The 19,163-nt window shown below is 61.8% G+C and carries 22 protein-coding genes and 1 tRNA gene; 8 read left to right on the top strand and 15 right to left on the bottom strand.

The genetic code is table 11. The features are described from left to right. Positions 1 to 3 precede the first annotated feature (3 nt). Complete coding sequence (locus EET67_RS04050) at positions 4 to 204, bottom strand: hypothetical protein (RefSeq protein ID WP_128624939.1); 201 nt, start codon at positions 202 to 204, stop codon at positions 4 to 6. 203 nt (positions 205 to 407) lie between these two features. After that, positions 408 to 483: transfer RNA gene (locus tag EET67_RS04045), tRNA-Ala, on the bottom strand. Positions 484 to 621: 138 nt separating this feature from the next. Between EET67_RS04045 and EET67_RS04040 the strand changes: the two genes are divergently transcribed. Beyond that, positions 622 to 912 (top strand): YggT family protein, encoded by a 291-nt coding sequence (locus tag EET67_RS04040; RefSeq protein WP_128624938.1) that lies wholly within the window; start codon positions 622 to 624, stop codon positions 910 to 912. A gap of 13 nt (positions 913 to 925) precedes the next feature. Beyond that, positions 926 to 1,246 (top strand): DUF167 family protein, encoded by a 321-nt coding sequence (locus EET67_RS04035; protein ID WP_128624937.1) that lies wholly within the window; start codon positions 926 to 928, stop codon positions 1,244 to 1,246. Positions 1,247 to 1,312: 66 nt separating this feature from the next. On the opposite strand, the gene ppa is transcribed toward EET67_RS04035, so the two are convergent. From ppa to EET67_RS04010, 5 genes are all read right to left on the bottom strand, one after another. Next, the gene (ppa, locus tag EET67_RS04030; protein ID WP_128624936.1) at positions 1,313 to 1,852 is read right to left on the bottom strand and encodes an inorganic diphosphatase; all 540 of its coding nucleotides are present in this window, start codon (positions 1,850 to 1,852) and stop codon (positions 1,313 to 1,315) included. 177 nt (positions 1,853 to 2,029) lie between these two features. After that, positions 2,030 to 2,536 carry a GNAT family N-acetyltransferase gene (locus EET67_RS04025; protein WP_128624935.1) on the bottom strand — a complete coding sequence of 169 codons (507 nt, stop codon included), beginning with the start codon at positions 2,534 to 2,536 and terminating at the stop codon, positions 2,030 to 2,032. A 126-nt stretch (positions 2,537 to 2,662) separates the two neighbouring features. Continuing rightward, positions 2,663 to 3,307: a TPM domain-containing protein gene (locus EET67_RS04020; RefSeq protein WP_128624934.1), complete on the bottom strand. Its 645-nt coding sequence runs from the start codon at positions 3,305 to 3,307 to the stop codon at positions 2,663 to 2,665. Then, positions 3,307 to 4,122 carry a TPM domain-containing protein gene (locus tag EET67_RS04015; protein WP_245450729.1) on the bottom strand — a complete coding sequence of 272 codons (816 nt, stop codon included), beginning with the start codon at positions 4,120 to 4,122 and terminating at the stop codon, positions 3,307 to 3,309. Before EET67_RS04015 ends, EET67_RS04020 begins: the two co-directional genes overlap by 1 nt. Before the next feature lie 45 nt (positions 4,123 to 4,167). Next, positions 4,168 to 4,800 (bottom strand): LemA family protein, encoded by a 633-nt coding sequence (locus EET67_RS04010; protein ID WP_128624933.1) that lies wholly within the window; start codon positions 4,798 to 4,800, stop codon positions 4,168 to 4,170. Positions 4,801 to 4,938: 138 nt separating this feature from the next. Here EET67_RS04010 and EET67_RS04005 point away from each other — a divergent pair, with 138 nt between their 5' ends. The 4 genes from EET67_RS04005 to EET67_RS03990 all read left to right on the top strand — a co-directional run bounded on the left by EET67_RS04005 (position 4,939) and on the right by EET67_RS03990 (position 7,258). Then, entirely contained in the window at positions 4,939 to 5,193 is a 255-nt protein-coding gene (locus EET67_RS04005) for a hypothetical protein (RefSeq protein WP_245450719.1), read from the top strand. 4 nt (positions 5,194 to 5,197) lie between these two features. Then, entirely contained in the window at positions 5,198 to 6,082 is an 885-nt protein-coding gene (gene pdxY, locus EET67_RS04000; RefSeq protein WP_128624932.1) for a pyridoxal kinase PdxY, read from the top strand. Positions 6,083 to 6,160: 78 nt separating this feature from the next. After that, positions 6,161 to 6,805 carry a carbonic anhydrase gene (locus EET67_RS03995; RefSeq protein WP_128624931.1) on the top strand — a complete coding sequence of 215 codons (645 nt, stop codon included), beginning with the start codon at positions 6,161 to 6,163 and terminating at the stop codon, positions 6,803 to 6,805. A gap of 42 nt (positions 6,806 to 6,847) precedes the next feature. Then, entirely contained in the window at positions 6,848 to 7,258 is a 411-nt protein-coding gene (locus EET67_RS03990; RefSeq protein WP_128624930.1) for a nuclear transport factor 2 family protein, read from the top strand. 28 nt (positions 7,259 to 7,286) lie between these two features. On the opposite strand, the gene EET67_RS03985 is transcribed toward EET67_RS03990, so the two are convergent. Both EET67_RS03985 and EET67_RS03980 read right to left on the bottom strand, forming a co-directional pair. After that, positions 7,287 to 8,522, bottom strand: coding sequence for a multidrug effflux MFS transporter (locus EET67_RS03985; RefSeq protein WP_128624929.1), 1,236 nt, complete (start codon positions 8,520 to 8,522; stop codon positions 7,287 to 7,289). Beyond that, positions 8,519 to 8,995, bottom strand: a complete 477-nt coding sequence (locus tag EET67_RS03980; protein ID WP_128624928.1) for a MarR family winged helix-turn-helix transcriptional regulator — start codon at positions 8,993 to 8,995, stop codon at positions 8,519 to 8,521. The genes EET67_RS03985 and EET67_RS03980 overlap by 4 nt, the downstream gene beginning before the upstream one ends. 124 nt (positions 8,996 to 9,119) lie before the next feature. Between EET67_RS03980 and EET67_RS03975 the strand changes: the two genes are divergently transcribed. Together EET67_RS03975 and typA are read left to right on the top strand one after the other, a co-directional pair. Beyond that, positions 9,120 to 11,177, top strand: a complete 2,058-nt coding sequence (locus EET67_RS03975) for a M3 family metallopeptidase (protein ID WP_128624927.1) — start codon at positions 9,120 to 9,122, stop codon at positions 11,175 to 11,177. A gap of 117 nt (positions 11,178 to 11,294) precedes the next feature. After that, positions 11,295 to 13,121 carry a translational GTPase TypA gene (gene typA, locus EET67_RS03970; protein ID WP_128624926.1) on the top strand — a complete coding sequence of 609 codons (1,827 nt, stop codon included), beginning with the start codon at positions 11,295 to 11,297 and terminating at the stop codon, positions 13,119 to 13,121. 192 nt (positions 13,122 to 13,313) lie between these two features. Here typA and EET67_RS03965 read toward each other — a convergent pair whose 3' ends face one another. The 6 genes from EET67_RS03965 to EET67_RS03940 form a co-directional block, all read right to left on the bottom strand. After that, entirely contained in the window at positions 13,314 to 13,712 is a 399-nt protein-coding gene (locus EET67_RS03965; RefSeq protein ID WP_128624925.1) for a F0F1 ATP synthase subunit epsilon, read from the bottom strand. Between the two features lie 100 nt (positions 13,713 to 13,812). Then, positions 13,813 to 15,420: a F0F1 ATP synthase subunit beta gene (gene atpD, locus EET67_RS03960; RefSeq protein WP_128624924.1), complete on the bottom strand. Its 1,608-nt coding sequence runs from the start codon at positions 15,418 to 15,420 to the stop codon at positions 13,813 to 13,815. Positions 15,421 to 15,497: 77 nt separating this feature from the next. Further along, positions 15,498 to 16,373, bottom strand: coding sequence for a F0F1 ATP synthase subunit gamma (locus tag EET67_RS03955; RefSeq protein WP_128624923.1), 876 nt, complete (start codon positions 16,371 to 16,373; stop codon positions 15,498 to 15,500). A 16-nt stretch (positions 16,374 to 16,389) separates the two neighbouring features. Continuing rightward, positions 16,390 to 17,919, bottom strand: a complete 1,530-nt coding sequence (atpA, locus tag EET67_RS03950; protein WP_128624922.1) for a F0F1 ATP synthase subunit alpha — start codon at positions 17,917 to 17,919, stop codon at positions 16,390 to 16,392. Continuing rightward, positions 17,919 to 18,479 (bottom strand): F0F1 ATP synthase subunit delta, encoded by a 561-nt coding sequence (locus EET67_RS03945; protein ID WP_128624921.1) that lies wholly within the window; start codon positions 18,477 to 18,479, stop codon positions 17,919 to 17,921. Before EET67_RS03945 ends, atpA begins: the two co-directional genes overlap by 1 nt. A 236-nt stretch (positions 18,480 to 18,715) precedes the next feature. Further along, positions 18,716 to 19,111 carry an AGROH133_08824 family phage infection protein gene (locus EET67_RS03940; protein ID WP_128624920.1) on the bottom strand — a complete coding sequence of 132 codons (396 nt, stop codon included), beginning with the start codon at positions 19,109 to 19,111 and terminating at the stop codon, positions 18,716 to 18,718. Positions 19,112 to 19,163: the final 52 nt, after the last annotated feature.

Below are 19,163 nucleotides of genomic sequence, written 5' to 3'. Positions count from 1 at the left end.
CCCTCACAGCCGGTCGCAGGCCATGCCGTAAGCCATTGCCAGGGCAAAGAAACCAAGGCCGATTGCCAGCATCGCCATGTCGAGCATTTGAACCAATCTCCAGCGCTCGCGCGGCTGGCTGACCATCAGGCCCGTGAGCCGCGAACCGGTAAAAATTGGCCGGAAGGGCATATATTTTCGAGACGGCTCGCGGCCGCCGCGCATAGTATTTTCATATATGAGGGATGCTCACGGCCGCCTGATCTCGTGGCCGGGTTGACCTGTCGCCGCTCGGTCATCGAGCTCCACCACCGCGTTCAGCGGCCTGTGCCAACAATACCGGGTTCGTTAGGAGCTAATCCGCCGCCACTTCGGCGTTACGCGCATCGACAGAAAGGCAGGTTCACGCTGCGCGTGTTCCGATCCACTGGTGGAGCTGAGGAGGATCGAACTCCTGACCTCGTCATTGCGAACGACGCGCTCTCCCAGCTGAGCTACAGCCCCGTTCAGTGGATGGTCGTATTTATGGTCGGCGCCAATTGCTGTCAAGCGATCTGCGCAGGCCATGAGCACAACGCTTCGCCTGGCACTTGCCGCACCGCCGCCCAGCCGCTAAATGTCGCCAATTCAACGGAGAATGGCATGCTCGCTCTCATTCAGACCGTGGTTCTGGCGCTGGACCTTTACTGGTGGATCATCATCGTCTCGGCCATCTTCTCATGGCTCTACGCGTTCAATGTCGTCAACTCGCGCAACCAGTTCGTCGGCACGATCGGTAACTTCCTGTTCCGGGCGACCGAACCCGTCCTGGCTCCGATCCGGCGCTTCATGCCGGATCTCGGCGGCATCGACATTTCACCGATCATCGTGCTGCTGATCCTCTTCTTTCTCCGCCAGTTCATCCTGACCACGATCGCGCCGCTCATCCTCTGAGGGATCGTATCGGGTGGCGGGTTTCTTCAGGACCCATGACAAGGGGTTGGACATTTTCGTGCGTCTGACCCCGCGCGCGGCCAGGGATGCCATTGGCAACGTGGATGAAGGCGCGGATGGTCGATTCCACCTGAACGCCCGCGTGCGCGCCGTGCCCGAAAAGGGAGCCGCCAATGCCGCACTCGAAAAGCTTATCGCCGGTTTTCTGGGCGTGCCGCAAAGCACGGTTTGCGTGATCGCAGGCACCACTGCGCGTCTGAAAACCATCCGCGTGGCGGGAAATCCGGACGCCATCGCCAGCCTGCTGCGCAAGCTCACCGCGACAGCGGAGTGAACATCCTCGCCTGACGCAGCCTCCCCTTGAGGCGAGGCTGCAATCGTCATCTTTGCAGGTCGCGTCTCAACCGACGCCGTTCGCCTTCGCCCGCTCGACCGCTTCCACGATCATCTCCTTGGCGCGTGCAGCATCGTGCCAGCCACCTATCTTGACCCACTTGCCGGGCTCCAGATCCTTGTAGTGCTCGAAGAAATGCGCCACCTGCTCAAGCGTGATCTGCGGCAGGTCGGTATAGTTGAATATCTTGTCGTAGCGCTTGGTGATGTCGCCGGAAGGCACGGCGATGATCTTCTCGTCCTGGCCGGCATTGTCTTCCATGATCAGCACGCCGATCGGCCTGACATTGATCACGCAGCCGGGCACCAGCGCGCGGGTGTTGCACACCAGAACATCGATCGGATCGCCGTCGCCCGACAGCGTGTGCGGTACGAATCCGTAATTTCCGGGGTAGCGCATCGGCGTGTAGAGGAAGCGGTCGACGAAAAGCGTACCGGCCTCCTTGTCCAGCTCATATTTGATCGGCTCGCCGCCGACCGGAACCTCGATGATAACGTTGATGTCCTCGGGTGGGTTCTTTCCCGTGGGGATCGCTTCTATACGCATTACCGGTATTTCTCCTTTGTCGCGCCCCGAATAGCGGCGCCGCGCCATCGGCGCAACAGCACGAACACGGATTGCCGCTCAACTTTTGTATAGACGATGCTGGAAGCGTTCAGAGAGACGGTTTGACAACTCGCCCAGCCGCATCAGATGGCCGGCAGGGCAGGGTTCGCAACTCTCTCAGTCCCAGACGAAGGCGACCTTGCGCAGTGCCTTCTGGTCGAAGACTTCCACACCTTCGGCGACATCGCGGCCGCCGGCGCCGGCATAAAATGCAAGCGCATTGGCGTTGTCTTCCAGTGCCCACACCACAAGGCCATGCAGGCCATGTGCGGCAAGCTTCTCGCGTGCAGCGGCAAAAAGGCGGGTGCCAAGCCCGACGCCCTGATATTCGGGGCGCAGATAAAGCTCGTAGATCTCGCCCTGCTGCGGCAATTCGCGCGCGCGATTGCGGCCGATGGTGGCGTAACCGGCAACGGTGCCGCCAATTTCCACGACCAGGACGGTCGCGGCACGTCTTATCGCATTGGCCCACCAAGCGCTGCCGCGACGGCCGATCATCGAATTCAGTGCCTTATAGGGTATGATACCGGCATAGGCGCCCTGCCAGGCGGAATGGTGCACATCGGCGATCTGCTCCGCATCGCGCGGCTCGGCTTTCCTGATGTCGATCGTCAGCGTATTCATGGTTTGTTAACCATAAACGCGAGGCCGGGGCCATTGCAAGCAACTCATGGCTGCGTTCATCGATCGGAGACTCGTAAAGGAGGCGGAGCATCTTGAAGACCGGCCGCATCCCTCGATCAGGATCGGTCAGATTTCCACGAGATGGTCGTCCAGCTCGTTGACGTCCCCTGCCGACACTGGAAAATATTTCGTCAGGTGCTCTCCCACGGCGCCTATCGCCACAACGAAACCGTCGGCCAGGCGCTCTGCGCGAGCATGGGCCAGCAGATCGCGCAGGATCGCATCCCATTCCCCCTGCGGCACATGCCGGTTGATGCCGCTGTCGGCGACAATCTCTGCATAATGCTCGGCAAGCGAGACGAAAATCAGCACCCCGGTCCTTGCCGTGGTAATATGGACATTGCGGGCCAGGAACTGCTTCAGCGCATTGTCATGCCCGCGGCGATATTGCAGTGCTCTCGGCACCAGCCGGATGCGAAGTGAAGGCACGATCCAGAGCAGCAGCAAGGCGCTGGCAAGCGCGAGGAGCTGCGCGGCAACAAAGAACGGCAGCCTGATGCTCACCCACCAATATTCGAGCCCGAGCGCCACCGGCAGGCTGGCCAACAGCATGGCAGCGCTGAGAATGAAGGCGGCCGGAAAGAAATAGCTGTCGCTGCTGCGTGCCACCACGCAATAGATCTCGCCGGCAGTCTTCGCTTCCGCCGCGCGGATGGCAGCGGCGATACGGGCATGCTGCGTGGCATCGAGCGATGTTGAATTCGTACCCATCACCAACTCCCCGACGAACCACCGCCACCGGATGATCCGCCCCCACCTGAAAAGCCGCCGCCGCCAGACCATCCGCCGCCACCTCCGGACCAGCCCCCGCTGCCGCCGGACCAGCCGCTTCCGGACGAGTGCCCGCTGCCGCCATAGGTGAAGTCCATGCCAAGCCACCTGTAGCGGCCGGGCCCCAGCTTCCGGCCGAAGATCGGCGGCAGGACGGCGGCCGCAAGGCCACCGAAGAAGATCGTTGCCCAGACGGCCAGAAAGAGCAGCAGGACGATGTCAACCGGCTCTGCATCGCTTGCCTGGTTGCGCCGGGCGCGCGCTTCCAGTTCCGCGCCATTGCCCTCCAGCACCATGATGATGTCATCGACGGCACCGCTGATGCCGCCGGCGAAGTCACCGGCGCGAAATGCCGGAACCATGGTATTTTCGATGATCAGCTTCGAATGCAGGTCGGTCAGCGTGCCTTCAAGCCCATAGCCAACCTCGATGCGCATCCTGCGGTCGGCTTTTGCCACCAGAAGCAGGATGCCATTGTCCTCGCCTGCCTGCCCCAGCTCCCAGCTACGGAACAGGCGGTTGGCATAGGGTTCGATCGCCTCCCCATCCAGGCTCGGAATGGTGGCGACGACGAGCTGGTCGGAGGATTTCTGCTCGAATGCTTCAAGCTTTTGTTCCAGCGCACTACGCTCGACAGCCGTCATCAGGCCGGCCTGGTCGACGACACGGCCGCTAAGGGCCGGCAATTGCGCGGCCAGGGCAGCACCGGCCAACAACAGCACCGCCACAATCGCAGCGGCACTTCGTCCGATCAGCCGAACGCTATCGACGCGTCTGCGCAGCGCGTGAGCGACCACGCCTCACCCGCCCGTGTTGAAATCGACCTTGGGCGCCTCAAGCTTGTCTTCGGCGACAGTGAAGTTCTGGAACGGCTGGTTGTCGGTGAACCAGAGCTTTGCCCAGAGGATCGACGGGAAGGTGCGCAGCGTGGTGTTATAAACCCTCACCGCCTCGATATAGTAGCGCCGTGCCACCGCGATACGATTTTCAGTGCCTTCGAGTTGCGCCTGCAAGGCGAGGAAATTCTGATTGGCCTTGAGGTCGGGATAGTTCTCCACCACGGCAAGCAGGCGCGATAGCGCGCTGGTCAGGCCGGACTGGCTGTCTTGGAAGGCCTTGAACTTCGCCGGGTCATCAAGCGCATCGAGCGGCAGCGTCACCTGAGTGGCCTTGGCGCGTGCCTCAACCACGGATTCCAGCACCTCCTTTTCGTGGGAAGCATAGCCCTTCACCGTTTCGACAAGATTGGGAATGAGGTCGGCGCGGCGCTGATACTGGTTGAGCACCTCGCTCCAGGCCGCCTTGGCCTGTTCCTCGGCAGTCGGAATGGTGTTGAACCCGCACCCCGCCAGCAATGGCAGCACGATGGCCAGCAGAAGAAAGGCCGGCAAGGTCCGGAGTGACAAGGTCGACGGAAAGCTCTGGGCGAACATGGGTCATTCCCTGGATCAAATCGAATGACCAACAGGTAGCACAATCCCCCTCGAAGAAAACCGGCATCGCTGCAGAAACTGGCATACCGCTTGGCCGGCGAATACGTTATAGCCTTCGGGTGACAGGAGAAGTCGACCGTGCCAAACCCAGATCAGGACAGGGAGACGGAATCCCGGCGCATCCTCGATCGCGTGATGCGGGAAGCCGACAGCAGCGGACCCTCCATGATCTCGCGCACCGCCAAACGGGCCCACGACCATATTTCGGCGAGCGATGCCGACCCCTCCGACCGGATCGAATATTGGGGAACCCGCATCGGCCGGGTGCTTGGCCTGGTGGTCTGCACCGTTTTGCTCGTCTGGTTGCTCTCATCCGTCCTGCAGAGCGGGTGATCCAATGAGCGTCGAGACAGGGGCGCCCCGCGCGGTCATCGTCATTTCAAGCCATGTGGCGCGTGGATCGGTGGGCAACCGGGCCGCGGTCTTCGCGCTCGAGACGCTCGGCTACCCGGTCTGGGCGGTGCCTACGGTCATACTGCCCTGGCACCCCGGCCATGGCCGCGCGACACGGATCGTACCGGATACGAAACAGTTCTCCGCCCTGATGAAGGACCTGGAAACCGCGCCTTGGCTTGGCGAGGTGGCAGGCGTCCTTTCCGGTTATCTGGGCGATGCGACACAAGCAGCCGCCGTCGCCTCGCTGGTTGCCGCAGTGCGTGCCCGCAATCCCAAGGCCGTTTATATATGCGATCCGGTGATGGGCGACCTTGGCGGCCTTTACGTGCCGGAAGCGCTGGCCGCCGCACTTCGCGACGAACTCATTCCGATCGCCGATATCGCCACCCCCAACCGTTACGAACTCGAATGGCTGTCAGGCGGCGCCCGGCTTGACGACATCTCCTCTGTCGCACGGGCCGCATCTCAGCTCGGGCCCGAGAAAATGCTTATCACTTCCGCGCCGGCGATGCTGGCGGGCAGCACCGGCAATCTGCTTGTCACCCCGTCCACGACGCTGCTGGCGGAACATCGCATCATCGAGCGTCCGCCGAATGGGCTCGGCGACCTGACGGCGGCCGTATTCCTCGCGCGGCTTCTCGGCGGCCAACCGCTCGACAAGGCGCTGCGGTCCACGACCGCTTCCGTGTTCGAGATCCTCGCGCGAACAGCCAAACGCGGCGGCGATGAACTGCAACTGGAAACCGACGCGCAAAGCCTGTCGCACCCGATGGCCATGGTTCAATTGCGCCATCTGGTCCGGTCCGGGAAGGATCAGCCGGCTTAGACGAATTGCCATCTATTGATTCGCTGTAACTCTCCGATTTTTATTGATCGCGCCCGGCGATCCCGTTATTTCCCTCCCATGACCCACCTTCCTGAACGGCTTCTTGCCGGATACAAGCATTTCATGAGCGGTCGTTTCCTGTCGGAAACACAAAAATACCGCGATCTTGCTCGTGACGGTCAGGCCCCCGAAACACTGGTCATTGCCTGTTGTGACTCTCGTTCCGCACCCGAAATCATCTTCGGTGCAGGTGCCGGCGAATTGTTCGTGTTGCGCAATGTCGCTAATCTCATACCGCCCTACGCTCCCGACGGCGAATTCCACTCCACATCCGCGGCGCTGGAATTTGCGGTGCAGGCGCTGAAGGTCAAGAACATCGTCGTCATGGGGCATGGCCGCTGCGGCGGTATCAAGGCTGCGCTCGATCATAAGTCGCCACCGCTTTCGCCCGGCGATTTCATCGGCAAATGGATGAGTCTGCTGGCGCCGTCCGCCGATGCGGTTGCCGGCAATTCGCTGATGACGCCAGGCGAGCGCCAGACTGCGCTGGAGCGCATTTCCATCCGCTATTCGATCGCCAATCTGCGCACCTTCCCTTGTGTGAAAATCCTCGAGGAGAAGGGCAAGCTCAAGCTATTCGGGGCGTGGTTCGACATCTCGACCGGCGAATTGTGGGTCATGGACAGCCAGACCGGCGATTTCGTGCGCCCCGATCTGAATTGAATCCCGGACGCGCTCTTGAAGGGCGCTGGCAGGTGTTTCACGATGAAGAAGGCACTTGCAGCAATATTGAGCACCTTGGCCCTGGTGATTTCGGCCTTGCCGGCTGCGGCCGACGAAGCGTTGGTGGAACGTTGGTACCAGGCGCTGCTTGCAGTTGACCGTGACGGCCTGTCGTCGCTGCTTGCCGACGAAGCGATCATCAAGCTGACAGATCTCGAAGTCGAGCAGTCGAAATCCGAATTCATCGCATCGATGGATGAGTGGCAGGTGGCCGCCGAAGGCGCTGCCATCCGTCATCGCATCGTTGAGAAGCACGGCACTGTGATGACCGTGCTTGCCTGCTACGACTTCCCGGGAAACGATATGCTGATGCAGGAGACCTTCACCGTAACCGGCAGCCTGATCGTCGAGAATACGCAAGCGACGGTTGCCGAAAACTGCGACACGTTCTGAGTTACGTCGAACGTAGCCACTTCCTCGCTCATCCGTGGCGGTCGATGATCAGCACGTTCGGCTCCGGCAGGCTTCGCCACACAATCCATGACACGATCGCGGTAAGGCCCATCACCGGGATGATGGTCCCCATCGCAAGGGAAGGCGCACCGATCAGCGCTGCTAGCGAACCGCCCAGCAGGCCGGCACCCATCTGCGTGAAACCCATCAAGGCCGAGGCAGCGCCCGCATTTTCGGGAAAAGGCGCCATCGCGGCCGTCATCATGGCTGGCATGACAAGGGCGATGCCGAAGGCATAGAAACCGACCGGCCCCATCACCGACAGGAATGTCGGCTCATAAAAGCCTAGCAGAACCGCAATGCCGACACTGCCGACACCGACGAAGAAGAGGCCCGGCAGCACCAGACGCGCCGCACCATAGCGATCGATGAACACGCGTCCGGCCAGCGAGCCGCAAAAGAAGCTGCCCGTCTGCATCAGCATTGCGAGCCCGAATTGCGTCGGCGACAGACCGACCTGATCCATCATGATGAAGGGCAGGACGCTTGCCTGCGTGTAGAGCGCACCGCTAGTACCGGCAATGACGAGAGAGGCCAGCATGAAATACGGCGTCGTAAGCAGCTTGCCATAGGTTCGCACCAATGCCGCCGGGCGGATGCGCGAGGGGTCCCGCATGACGGTTTCACGCATGGCGAAAAGCACCATGCCTACGATTGTCAGGCCCATGAAGACCATCAGCAGGAAGATCGCATGCCAGCCGAAGAACTCCATGGTCAAGCCGCCCACCGTCGGGGCGATGGCGGGACCGACGGCAAGGATGATGCCGATCAGGTTCATGATCCGCGCAGAGCGTTCATGCGTGAAGAGATCGCGCACCATCGCGCGCGAAATCGCCACGCCGGCTGCCGCACCGATACCCTGGATGAAACGGGCGGCAATCAGCGTTTCGATTGTGGGGGCAAGCAGAGCGATCACGCTTGCGACTAGATAGATCGCCATGAAGCCCAAGGTCACGGGCCTGCGGCCATAACCGTCCGACAGCGGGCCGCACACCAGCTGCGCAAACGCGAAGCCGCCAAAATAAACCGAGACGGTCATCTTAACCGCAGCTTCGGTGGTGCCGAACGCCTGCACGATCTCCGGCATGGCTGGCGTGAACAGTGCCATCGAGATCGGCCCGATCGACACCATGAGACCGCCGATTACCGAAACACGCCGCTCGCTCATTACCGGCGCAAGCCTTGGCATGGACTGCATGTTCATGACACCACGTCTTCCCTGGCTGTCGAAGCCGCCTTGGCATCATGCAGGTTGCTGCGCACGATCTTCAGATGCTCCAGAAGCTGTAGCCACACCTCCGGCGCGAAGCCACGCGACGCATCGGCACGCAGCGACGCGCTGATCGGCGCTATCCGGTCGAGCATGACGTCAGCCTCGGCGGTCAGATGGACCAGCTTGGCCCGGCGATCGGTCGGGTCGGGCAAGCGCTCGATCAGATTTTGCGCCTCCAGCCGGTCGAGCGCACCACTCAGCGTCATTGCTTCCACACCCATGCGCTCTGCGAGGACGTTCTGACGCACCGCGCCGGCGCGCTCTGCATGGATCAGCGTTCGCGCTTCGCTGGGCGTGATGCCAAGACCGGCATCGGTGATACGACGGTCCATCTCGGAACGAACCAGCCGCGCCACATCGGTCACCAGAAATCCTATCGTGTCGGGGTTGAGATTGCGGGGCATGATATAATCAGTCTTCCTTATTATAAGGGAGACATATTATCTCCATGCCCCGAGGTCAAGAGTTGCGTGGGGCCGCCGCCCGCCCTACACAGTCGGCATGTCGAACCTTATGAAAGTGCAGCCGATGTCGTCGCAAAAAGCCGCCCTGGATCTTGAGAGCCACGCACTCACGCTATGGAACGGCCCGCTGGGGCTGCCGGACTTCACCCGCATCGGCGACGGTGATTTTGCGCCGGTTTTTGAGGCCGCGCTGGCAAGCCATGAGACGGAAATCGCGGCGATCGCCGACAGTCCCGAAGCGCCGACCATCGACAACACGCTGAAGGCGCTGGAACTCTCAGGCCAGGCGCTCGACCGTGTCTCGTCCATCTTCTGGTGCCGCGCCGGCGCCCACACCAACCCCGATATCCAGGCGCTGGAGCGCGACATCTCGCCCAAAATGGCGCGGCATTTCTCGGCCATTTCGATGAACGAGAAGCTCTTTGCCCGGATCGATGACCTCTATGCAAAGCGCGATACGCTCGGGCTCGATGCCGAGACCCTGCGCGTGCTGGAGCGGACATGGAAGGGTTTCGTTCGCGCCGGCGCCAAGCTCGATCCGCAGGGCAAGGCACGGCTTGCCGCCATCAACGAGGAATTGGCATCCCTTGGCGCGACTTTCGGTCAGAATGTGCTTGCCGACGAGAGCGAATGGGCGTTGTTTCTCGACGAAACCGACCTTGCCGGCCTGCCGAACTTCCTCCGCAACGCCATGGCGCAGGCGGCTGAAAGCCGTGGCCAGAAGGGCCGCTATGCGGTGACCCTGTCGCGTTCGATCTATGAGCCGTTCACCACCTTCTCGCAACGCCGCGATCTGCGTGAAAAAGCGTTTCGCGCCTTCGCAAACCGCGGCCAGAACGGAGGCGCCACCGACAACGGCAAGGTGGTGGCGCAGACACTGAAGCTGCGCGCCGAAAAAGCCCGGCTGCTCGGCTATGAGAGCTATGCGGCGCTGAAGCTGGACGACACCATGGCCAAGACGCCGGCCGCGGTGATGGCGTTGCTGGAGCCGGTATGGGACAAGGCCCGCGAAAAAACCGCCTCCGACCAGGTCGAGCTGCAGCGCCTTGCCGCCGCCGAGGGCAGCAACGAGAAGCTCGCCGCCTGGGACTGGCGCTATTATCAGGAAAAGCTGCGCGTCGAGAAATACGCCTTCGATGAAGCCGAGCTGAAGCCCTATCTGCAACTCGAGCGCATCATCGAGGCCTGCTTCGACGTGGCCACGCGGCTCTTCGGCATCAGCTTTGTCGAAAGATCGGGTATCCCTGCCTGGCATCCGGATGTGCGGACCTTCGAGGTGCGCAATGAAGATGGCAGCGAACGCGGCCTGTTCCTGGCCGATTATTTCGCCCGGCCGTCGAAGCGATCGGGTGCCTGGATGAGCGCGCTGCAATCCGGCTACAAGCTTGGCGACGGCTCCAGCCCCGTCATCTACAACATCATGAATTTCGCCAAGCCGGGTGAAGGCGAGGCCGCATTATTGTCGCTGGACGAGGCAAAGACCCTGTTTCATGAATTCGGCCATGCGCTGCACGGCCTGCTCACCGACATCACCTGGCCGTCGGTTGCCGGCACCTCGGTTTCGCGCGATTTCGTCGAACTGCCCTCGCAGCTTTACGAGCATTGGCTGACGGTGCCGGAAGTGCTGGAAAAGCACGCGCTCCACGACAAGACCGGCAAGCCCATGCCCAAGGCTCTCCTCGACAAGATGCTGAAGGCACGCAATTTCGCCGCCGGCTTCAACACGGTTGAATTCACTGCCTCCGCGCTGGTGGACATGGCCTATCACACGCGCGCCGAAGCCCCGCAAGATCCGCTGGCCTTTGAGGCCGAGACGCTGGAAAAACTGCATATGCCGGATGCCATCGTCATGCGCCACCGCACGCCGCACTTCCAGCATGTCTTTTCGGGCGAAGGCTATTCGGCCGGCTATTACTCCTACATGTGGTCGGAAGTGCTGGACGCGGATGCCTTTGCCGCCTTCGAGGAAACCGGCAACGCCTTCGATCCGGCCATGGCCGAACGCTTGCGCAAATTCATCTATGCCGCCGGTGGCTCGGCCGATCCCGAAGAACTCTATACCGCCTTTCGCGGCAAGATGCCCTCACCCGACGCCATGATGGAAAAGCGCGGATTGACCTGACTGGCCGGGCTTTTTTCGCCTGCCCCTTTCGCATTTGCGAAAAAACCTGTAAGAGCGCGCCCAAGTGAAACGCGGCGCGCCCTCCGGGCTGTGCCCGCAACCCCTCCGAGCTGACATATGAATCTCCGTAATATCGCGATTATCGCGCATGTCGACCATGGTAAAACCACTTTGGTCGATGGACTCCTGAAACAAGCCGGTTCGGTGCGCGACAACCAGCGCGTAGCTGAGCGCGTGATGGATTCCGGCGACATCGAAAAAGAACGCGGCATCACCATCCTTGCCAAGGCGACTTCCGTCGACTGGAACAACACCCGCATCAATATCGTCGACACGCCCGGCCACGCCGATTTCGGTGGCGAGGTCGAGCGCATCCTCAACATGGTCGACGGTGCCATCGTGCTGGTCGATGCTGCCGAAGGGCCGATGCCGCAGACCAAATTCGTCGTCGGCAAGGCGCTGAAGGTCGGCCTCAAGCCCATCGTGGCGATCAACAAGATCGATCGGCCGGATGCCCGCCACACCGAAGTCATCAACGAGGTGTTCGACCTCTTCGCCGCCCTCGACGCCACCGATGAGCAGCTCGATTTCCCGATCCTCTATGGCTCGGGCCGCGACGGCTGGATGGCTGCCAGCCCCGAAGGTCCGAAGGACCAGGGCCTCAACCCGCTGTTCGAACTGGTGGTCAATCATGTGCCGGCGCCGACCGTCCATCCCGGTCCCTTCCGCATGATCGGCACCATTTTGGAAGCCAATCCGTTTCTCGGCCGCATCATCACCGGCCGCATCGAGTCCGGCACGTTGAAGCCGAACCAGGCCGTCAAGGTGCTCCACCATGACGGCACGCTGCTGGAGACTGGCCGTGTCTCCAAGATCCTCGCCTTCCGCGGCATCGAACGCCAGCCGATCGAGGATGCGCAGGCGGGCGACATCGTCGCCATTGCGGGCCTGTCCAAGGGCACCGTGGCGGATACGTTTTGCGATCCGTCAATCACCGAGCCGATGCACGCCCAGCCGATCGACCCGCCGACGGTCACCATGTCCTTCATCGTCAATGACAGCCCGCTGGCCGGTACCGAAGGCGACAAGGTTACCAGCCGCGTCATTCGCGACCGGCTGCTGCGCGAGGCGGAAGGCAATGTCGCGCTGAAGATCGAGGAATCGGCCGACAAGGATTCCTTCTATGTTTCCGGTCGCGGCGAATTGCAGCTCGCCGTGCTGATCGAGACCATGCGCCGCGAGGGCTTCGAGCTTGCTGTTTCACGCCCGCGCGTCGTCATGCAGAAGGACGAGAACGGCAACCTGCTGGAGCCTGTCGAGGAAGTCGTCATCGACGTCGACGAGGAGCATGCCGGCGTCGTCGTGCAGAAGATGTCGGAACGCAAGGCCGAGATGGTCGAGCTCAAGCCCTCCGGTGGCGACCGCCAGCGGCTGGTCTTCCACGCGCCGACGCGCGGGCTGATCGGCTACCAGTCCGAATTGCTGACCGATACGCGCGGCACGGCCGTCATGAACCGGCTGTTCCACTCCTACCAGCCCTATAAGGGCGAACTTCCCGGCCGCACCAATGGCGTGCTGATCTCCAACGAGCAGGGCGAAGCGGTGGCCTATGCCTTGTGGAACCTCGAAGACCGCGGACCGATGGTCATCGACGCCGGCGTCAAGGTCTATCAGGGCATGATCGTTGGCATCCACTCCAGAGACAACGACCTCGAGGTCAATGTGCTGAAGGGCAAGAAGCTGACCAATATCCGCGCCGCCGGCAAGGATGAGGCCGTCAAGCTGACCCCGCCGGTGCGCATGACACTGGAACGGGCTCTCGCCTGGATCCAGGACGACGAACTGGTCGAGGTAACGCCCAAGACCATCCGCCTGCGCAAGCTCTATCTCGATCCCAATGAGCGCAAGCGCTTCGAGAAAGCCAAGACGGCCGGCGCCGCCTGATTCCTTCCTCTCCAACCCAAGAAAAATCGGCCCCCTCAGCGAGGCCGTTTTTGTTTTTGTGGGCGCCCCGCTGGCTCGAGAGATGCCTTGTCGAAAACGCTGCTCGGGACACACTTCAGCAAAAAGGCCTCCATCGATGTCGATGGAGGCCTTCTTAAGAACTTTGGAAACCAGCGGGAGGTTTCCGAGACGTCAGAGCGCGTCCTGCAGCGTCGTCAGATTATTGAGGAACTGTTCGGCCTTGGCACGTGACTGATCGTCCTTGGCATCGGCCGCGTCTTCACGCGCATCCTGGATGCGGCGAGCAAGGTCCTGGCGATCCACATCGGCAACGCGTACTGCCGATTCGGCCAGCAAGGTGCAGCCGGAGGGAACAATATCGGCGAAGCCGCCGAACACCACATAGCGATCTTCCTGGCCGCCAGCCAATTTCACCGTCACCACGCCCGGTTTCACGGTGGTCATGGCGGGCGCATGGTTGGCCAGCACCGTCATCTCGCCATCCGTACCGGGAATGACGGCCTGCTCGACCTGCTCGGACACAAGCAGCCGCTCGGGAGAGACCAGTTCGAATTTGAAAGATTCAGCCATGTTTTCATTCGGCAGTCGGCAGTGGGCAGTCGGCAGTTACGAAAATATTGCCGCCATCCGCCCCTATCCGACTGCCTACTCCCTATTGCCGATTGCCGTTTTAAGCCGCTTCAGCAGCCAGACGCTGGGCCTTCTCCAGCGCCATGTCGATGCCGCCGACCATATAGAAAGCAGCTTCCGGCAGGTGATCGTACTCGCCTTCGACCAGCCCCTTGAAGCTCTTGATCGTGTCTTCCAGCGGCACGAGCTGGCCCGGCGAACCTGTAAACACTTCGGCCACGAAGAAGGGCTGCGACAGGAACCGCTCGACCTTGCGGGCGCGGGCAACCGTGATCTTGTCTTCTTCCGACAGCTCGTCCATGCCCAAGATGGCGATGATGTCCTGCAGCGACTTGTAGCGCTGGAGGATTTCCTGGACGCGGCGGGCGACCTGGTAGTGCTCTTCGCCGACGATCAGCGGATCGAGCATGCGCGAGGTCGAGTCGAGCGGATCGACCGCCGGATAGATACCCTTTTCCGAGATCGCGCGATTGAGCACTGTGGTCGCGTCAAGATGCGCGAACGAGGTTGCCGGCGCCGGGTCGGTCAAGTCGTCGGCCGGCACGTAGATGGCCTGCACCGAGGTGATCGAGCCCTTGTTGGTGGTGGTGATGCGCTCCTGCATCGCGCCCATGTCGGTGGCGAGCGTCGGCTGATAGCCCACGGCCGAAGGAATACGGCCGAGCAGCGCCGACACTTCCGAACCCGCCTGGGTGAAGCGGAAGATGTTGTCGACGAAGAACAGCACGTCCTGGCCCTGGTCGCGGAAATGTTCCGCGATGGTCAGGCCGGACAGCGCAACGCGGGCGCGCGCACCGGGCGGCTCGTTCATCTGGCCGAACACCAGGGCGCATTTGGAGCCTTCGGTCGAGCCGTTGTTCTCGTGCGGGTCCTTGTTGACGCCCGATTCGATCATCTCGTGGTAGAGGTCGTTGCCCTCACGGGTACGCTCGCCCACACCGGCAAACACCGAATAACCGCCATGCGCCTTGGCGACGTTGTTGATCAGTTCCTGGATCAGCACGGTCTTGCCGACGCCGGCGCCACCAAACAGGCCGATCTTGCCGCCGCGGGCATAGGGCGCCAACAGGTCGACGACCTTGATGCCGGTGACGAGGATCTGCGCTTCCGTCGACTGGTCGACATAGTCCGGCGCGTCCTGGTGGATGGCGCGGCGCGCCTTGGTCTTGACCGGGCCGGCTTCATCGACCGGCTCGCCGATGACGTTCATGATGCGGCCCAGCGTCTCGTCGCCGACCGGAACGGTTATCGGGCCGCCGGTGTCATAGACCGCCTGGCCGCGAACCAGACCCTCGGATGTGTCCATGGCGATGCAGCGGACGGTGTTTTCACCAAGATGCTGCGCCACTTCCAGGATCAGGCGATGGCCGCCATTGTCGGTTTCGAGTGCGTTCAGGATCGGCGGCAGTTCACCGTCGAAATGCACGTCGACCACCGCGCCGATGACCTGGGCGATGCGACCGGCGCCACCCTTCGCCGACAGAGCGGCGGAAGAGGACTTGGCCGGAGCCGCCTTTGCTGCGGCAGCCTTTGCCGGCGCCTTTACGGCAGCAGCCTTTGCAGGAGCTGCGGCCTTGGCCGGCGCTGCCTTCTTTGCTGCCGGGGCTTTTGCCGCCGGAGCCGCCTTCGGAGTAGCTGCTTTAGCCATTATGGTAACCTCTTTGGTCCGTTTCCCGTTTCGACGCGATCGATCGGAAGGCCCCGCGGCCTTCCGCGCCCGCATCGCTAGAGCGCCTCGGCGCCCGAAATGATTTCAATCAGTTCCTTGGTGATCTGCGCCTGACGCTGGCGGTTGTAGGTGATGGTCAGCTTGTTGATCATCTCGCCCGCATTGCGCGTCGCATTGTCCATGGCGCTCATCTTGGCGCCCATCTCGCCAGCCGCATTTTCAAGCAGCGCCCGGAATATCTGCACCGATATGTTGCGCGGGATGAGATCGGTGAGGATCTCGCCGGGCTCGGGCTCATATTCATAGACCGCACCATTCGCCGATTCCGCCTCATCGGCAGGCGCGGCCGGAATGATCTGCTGCGCAGTCGGCACCTGGCTGATCACGGATTTGAATTCCGAATAGAACAGCGTGCAGACGTCGAAGCCGCCCTCGTTGAACAGGGTGATCACCTTCTTGGCGATGCCGTCGGCATGCACGAAACCAAGCTGCTTGGCCTCGCGCAGATCGACCCGGTCGATGATCAGCGACGCATATTCCCGGCGAAGGATGTCATAGCCCTTCTTGCCGACGCAGACGATCTTGACCGTCTTGCCATCGGCCAGGAGCTTGCGGATCCGATCACGCGCGAAACGTGCGATCTGCGAGTTGAAGCCGCCGCAAAGACCACGCTCGGCCGTGCAGACGACGAGCAGATGCACGTCGTCCTTGCCGGTGCCGGTCATCAGCGCCGGCGCATCGCTGCCGCCGCCGACCGCCTGGGCGATATTGGCCAGAACCGCACCCATGCGCTGCGAATAGGGCCGCGCGGCTTCCGCCGCCTCCTGGGCACGGCGCAGCTTCGCCGCGGCGACCATCTGCATCGCCTTGGTGATCTTCTGCGTTGCCTTGACCGAGGCGATACGGTTGCGAAGGTCTTTTAACGAAGCCATGCCTTATCCATCAGCCTCAGGCGAAGTTTTTCGCAAAAGCGTCGATATGCTCTTTCAGCTTGGCCCGCAGATCGTCGCTCAGCGCCTTTTCCTTGCGGATGCCGTCGAGCACTTCCTTGCCGTCCGAGCGCATATGCGCCAGCAGACCCTGCTCGAACTTGCCGACCTGATCCAGCGTCAGCTTGTCGAGATAGCCATTGACGCCGGCGAAGATCACCGCGACCTGCTCTTCCGTCTTCAGCGGCGAGAATTGCGGCTGCTTCAGAAGCTCGGTCAGGCGTGCGCCGCGATTGAGCAGACGCTGGGTCGCCGCATCGAGGTCCGAACCGAACTGCGCGAAGGCCGCCATTTCGCGGTACTGTGCAAGCTCGCCCTTGATGGAGCCGGCAACCTGCTTCATCGCCTTGATCTGGGCCGAGGAGCCGACGCGCGACACCGAAAGGCCAACATTCACCGCCGGGCGGATACCCTGGAAGAACAGGTTGGTCTCGAGGAAGATCTGGCCGTCGGTGATCGAGATCACGTTGGTCGGAATATAGGCCGACACGTCGTTGGCCTGGGTCTCGATGACCGGCAGCGCCGTCAGCGAGCCATTGCCGTTCTCGTCGTTCAGCTTGGCTGAACGCTCCAGCAGGCGCGAATGCAGATAGAAGACGTCGCCCGGATAGGCTTCGCGGCCCGGCGGGCGGCGCAGCAGCAGCGACATCTGGCGATAGGAGACGGCCTGCTTGGACAGATCGTCATAGCCGATCAGCGCATGCTGGCCGTTGTCGCGGAAATATTCGCCCATGGCGCAGCCGGCGAACGGAGCCAGGAACTGCATCGGCGCCGGATCGGAAGCGGTGGCCGCGACGATGATCGAATATTCAAGCGCGCCGCGCTCTTCCAGCACCTTCACGAACTGCGCAACGGTAGAGCGCTTCTGACCCACGGCGACATAGACGCAGAACAGTTTTTCCGAATCAGGGCCACTGTCGTGAATGGCCTTCTGGTTCAGGATCGTGTCGAGGATGATCGCGGTCTTGCCGGTCTGGCGGTCGCCGATGACCAGCTCGCGCTGGCCGCGGCCGACCGGGATGAGCGCATCGATGGCCTTCAGGCCGGTCGACATCGGCTCATGCACGGACTTGCGCGGGATGATGCCCGGCGCCTTGACATCCACACGACGACGCTCGGCTGCCTTGATCGGGCCCTTGCCGTCGATCGGATTGCCGAGCGCATCGACCACGCGGCCAAGCAGGCCCGGACCGACCGGCACGTCGACGATAGCGCCGGTACGCTTGACAGTATCGCCTTCCTTGATGTCGCGGTCGGCACCGAAGATGACGACGCCGACATTGTCGGTTTCAAGATTGAGCGCCATGCCGCGGATGCCGCCGGGGAACTCGACCATCTCGCCAGCCTGGACATTGTCGAGCCCATACACGCGAGCGATACCGTCACCGACGGACAGCACCTGCCCGACCTCGGAGACCTCCGCCTCCTTGCCGAAATTCTTGATCTGGTCTTTCAGAATTGCGGATATTTCCGCGGCGCGGATGTCCATCAGCCGACCTCTTTCAGTGCAAGCTTAAGCGAGTTGAGTTTGGTTTTGAGCGACGTATCGATCTGGCGCGAACCGATGCGCACGACGAGCCCACCGAGCAGCGAGGGATCGACGCTGGCCGTAATCGAAACGTCCTTTCCGGCCACGCTTTTCAGCGCCGCCTTCAATTCGGTTTGCTGCGCTGCCGTCAGCGCATGTGCCGAGGTGACCTCGGCGGCAACCTCGCCGCGCTGCTCGGCGGCGATTTCGCGGAAGGCCTGGATCATGCCGGGAACGGCAAACAGCCGCCGGTTCTTGGCCACGACACGCAGAAAATTACCAACCAGGCCGGTGATCCCCGCCTTGTCGGCGATCTTCTCTATGGCCCTGAACTGTTCGTCGGACGAAAAGACCGGGCTCTTGATCATGCGTGAAAGTTCGGGGCTGCCGGCAAGCAGTGCCTCGAAGCGCCCGAGGTCCTTTTCCACCTTCACTACGGCATTCGCCTGGGCGGCAAGTTCGTAGAGGGAGCCTGCATAGCGTTCGGCAACTGCGGAGATCGGCGAACTAGACTTTGCCACGGGCCGTCGTTTCTCTTTTCTGACAGGCCGCAAGATTCTTGGCGCGAGCTGTAAACTCTGGCTAAATCTTTGACCTTGCTACGGTTTATCGATCGAAAAGAAACGGCTGTCGTATCCCCCGATCGAAAGTCGATTGCCGTCTAGCACACGCCTTTCAGAGTCGCAACACGTTGAGGATGCGCCATTCAGGCAGTTTTGTCGCATCTTGCCGGCAGTTATGCCGAAACGGGCCGCTATCAGGGCACCAGGCCAAAGGCGAAGGCAAGCGGCAGCAGTGCCAGCACCAGTTCCACCGCAACCGAAATCCAGTTGAAAAGTGTGTTGCCACGGTCCGACAGCATCGAGACGATACGACCAAAGGCGGTCAGCAGCCATGAGAATCCGAGCGCCATGTAAAGCAGCGGTTGAGCCAGGAGAATACAGCACAGGCCAAGGCCGAGATAAAAGCCCGCCATGCGGGCGCGGGCCTCGGCTACGGCTTCGGGATGATTCTCGGCAGGCCGCAGCCTCAGGAGACGGAAAGAGACGGCGGGTGCGAAAAGCAGGATCAGGCCGAGCAGCACCGTTACGGCCGCCGAAGACCACGCCAGCCATTCTCCCTGCGTGAATGGCCAGGGAAATGCGAATTCCATGATGTCCCCTCCAGACTGATTTCATGCTGAAATCACTTTGCTAGTTGTCGCT

This window comes from Borborobacter arsenicus (genome assembly GCF_003934165.1).
In the GTDB taxonomy this organism is placed as follows: domain Bacteria; phylum Pseudomonadota; class Alphaproteobacteria; order Rhizobiales; family Rhizobiaceae; genus Pseudaminobacter; species Pseudaminobacter arsenicus.
This window is presented reverse-complemented; position numbering and strand designations above follow the sequence as displayed.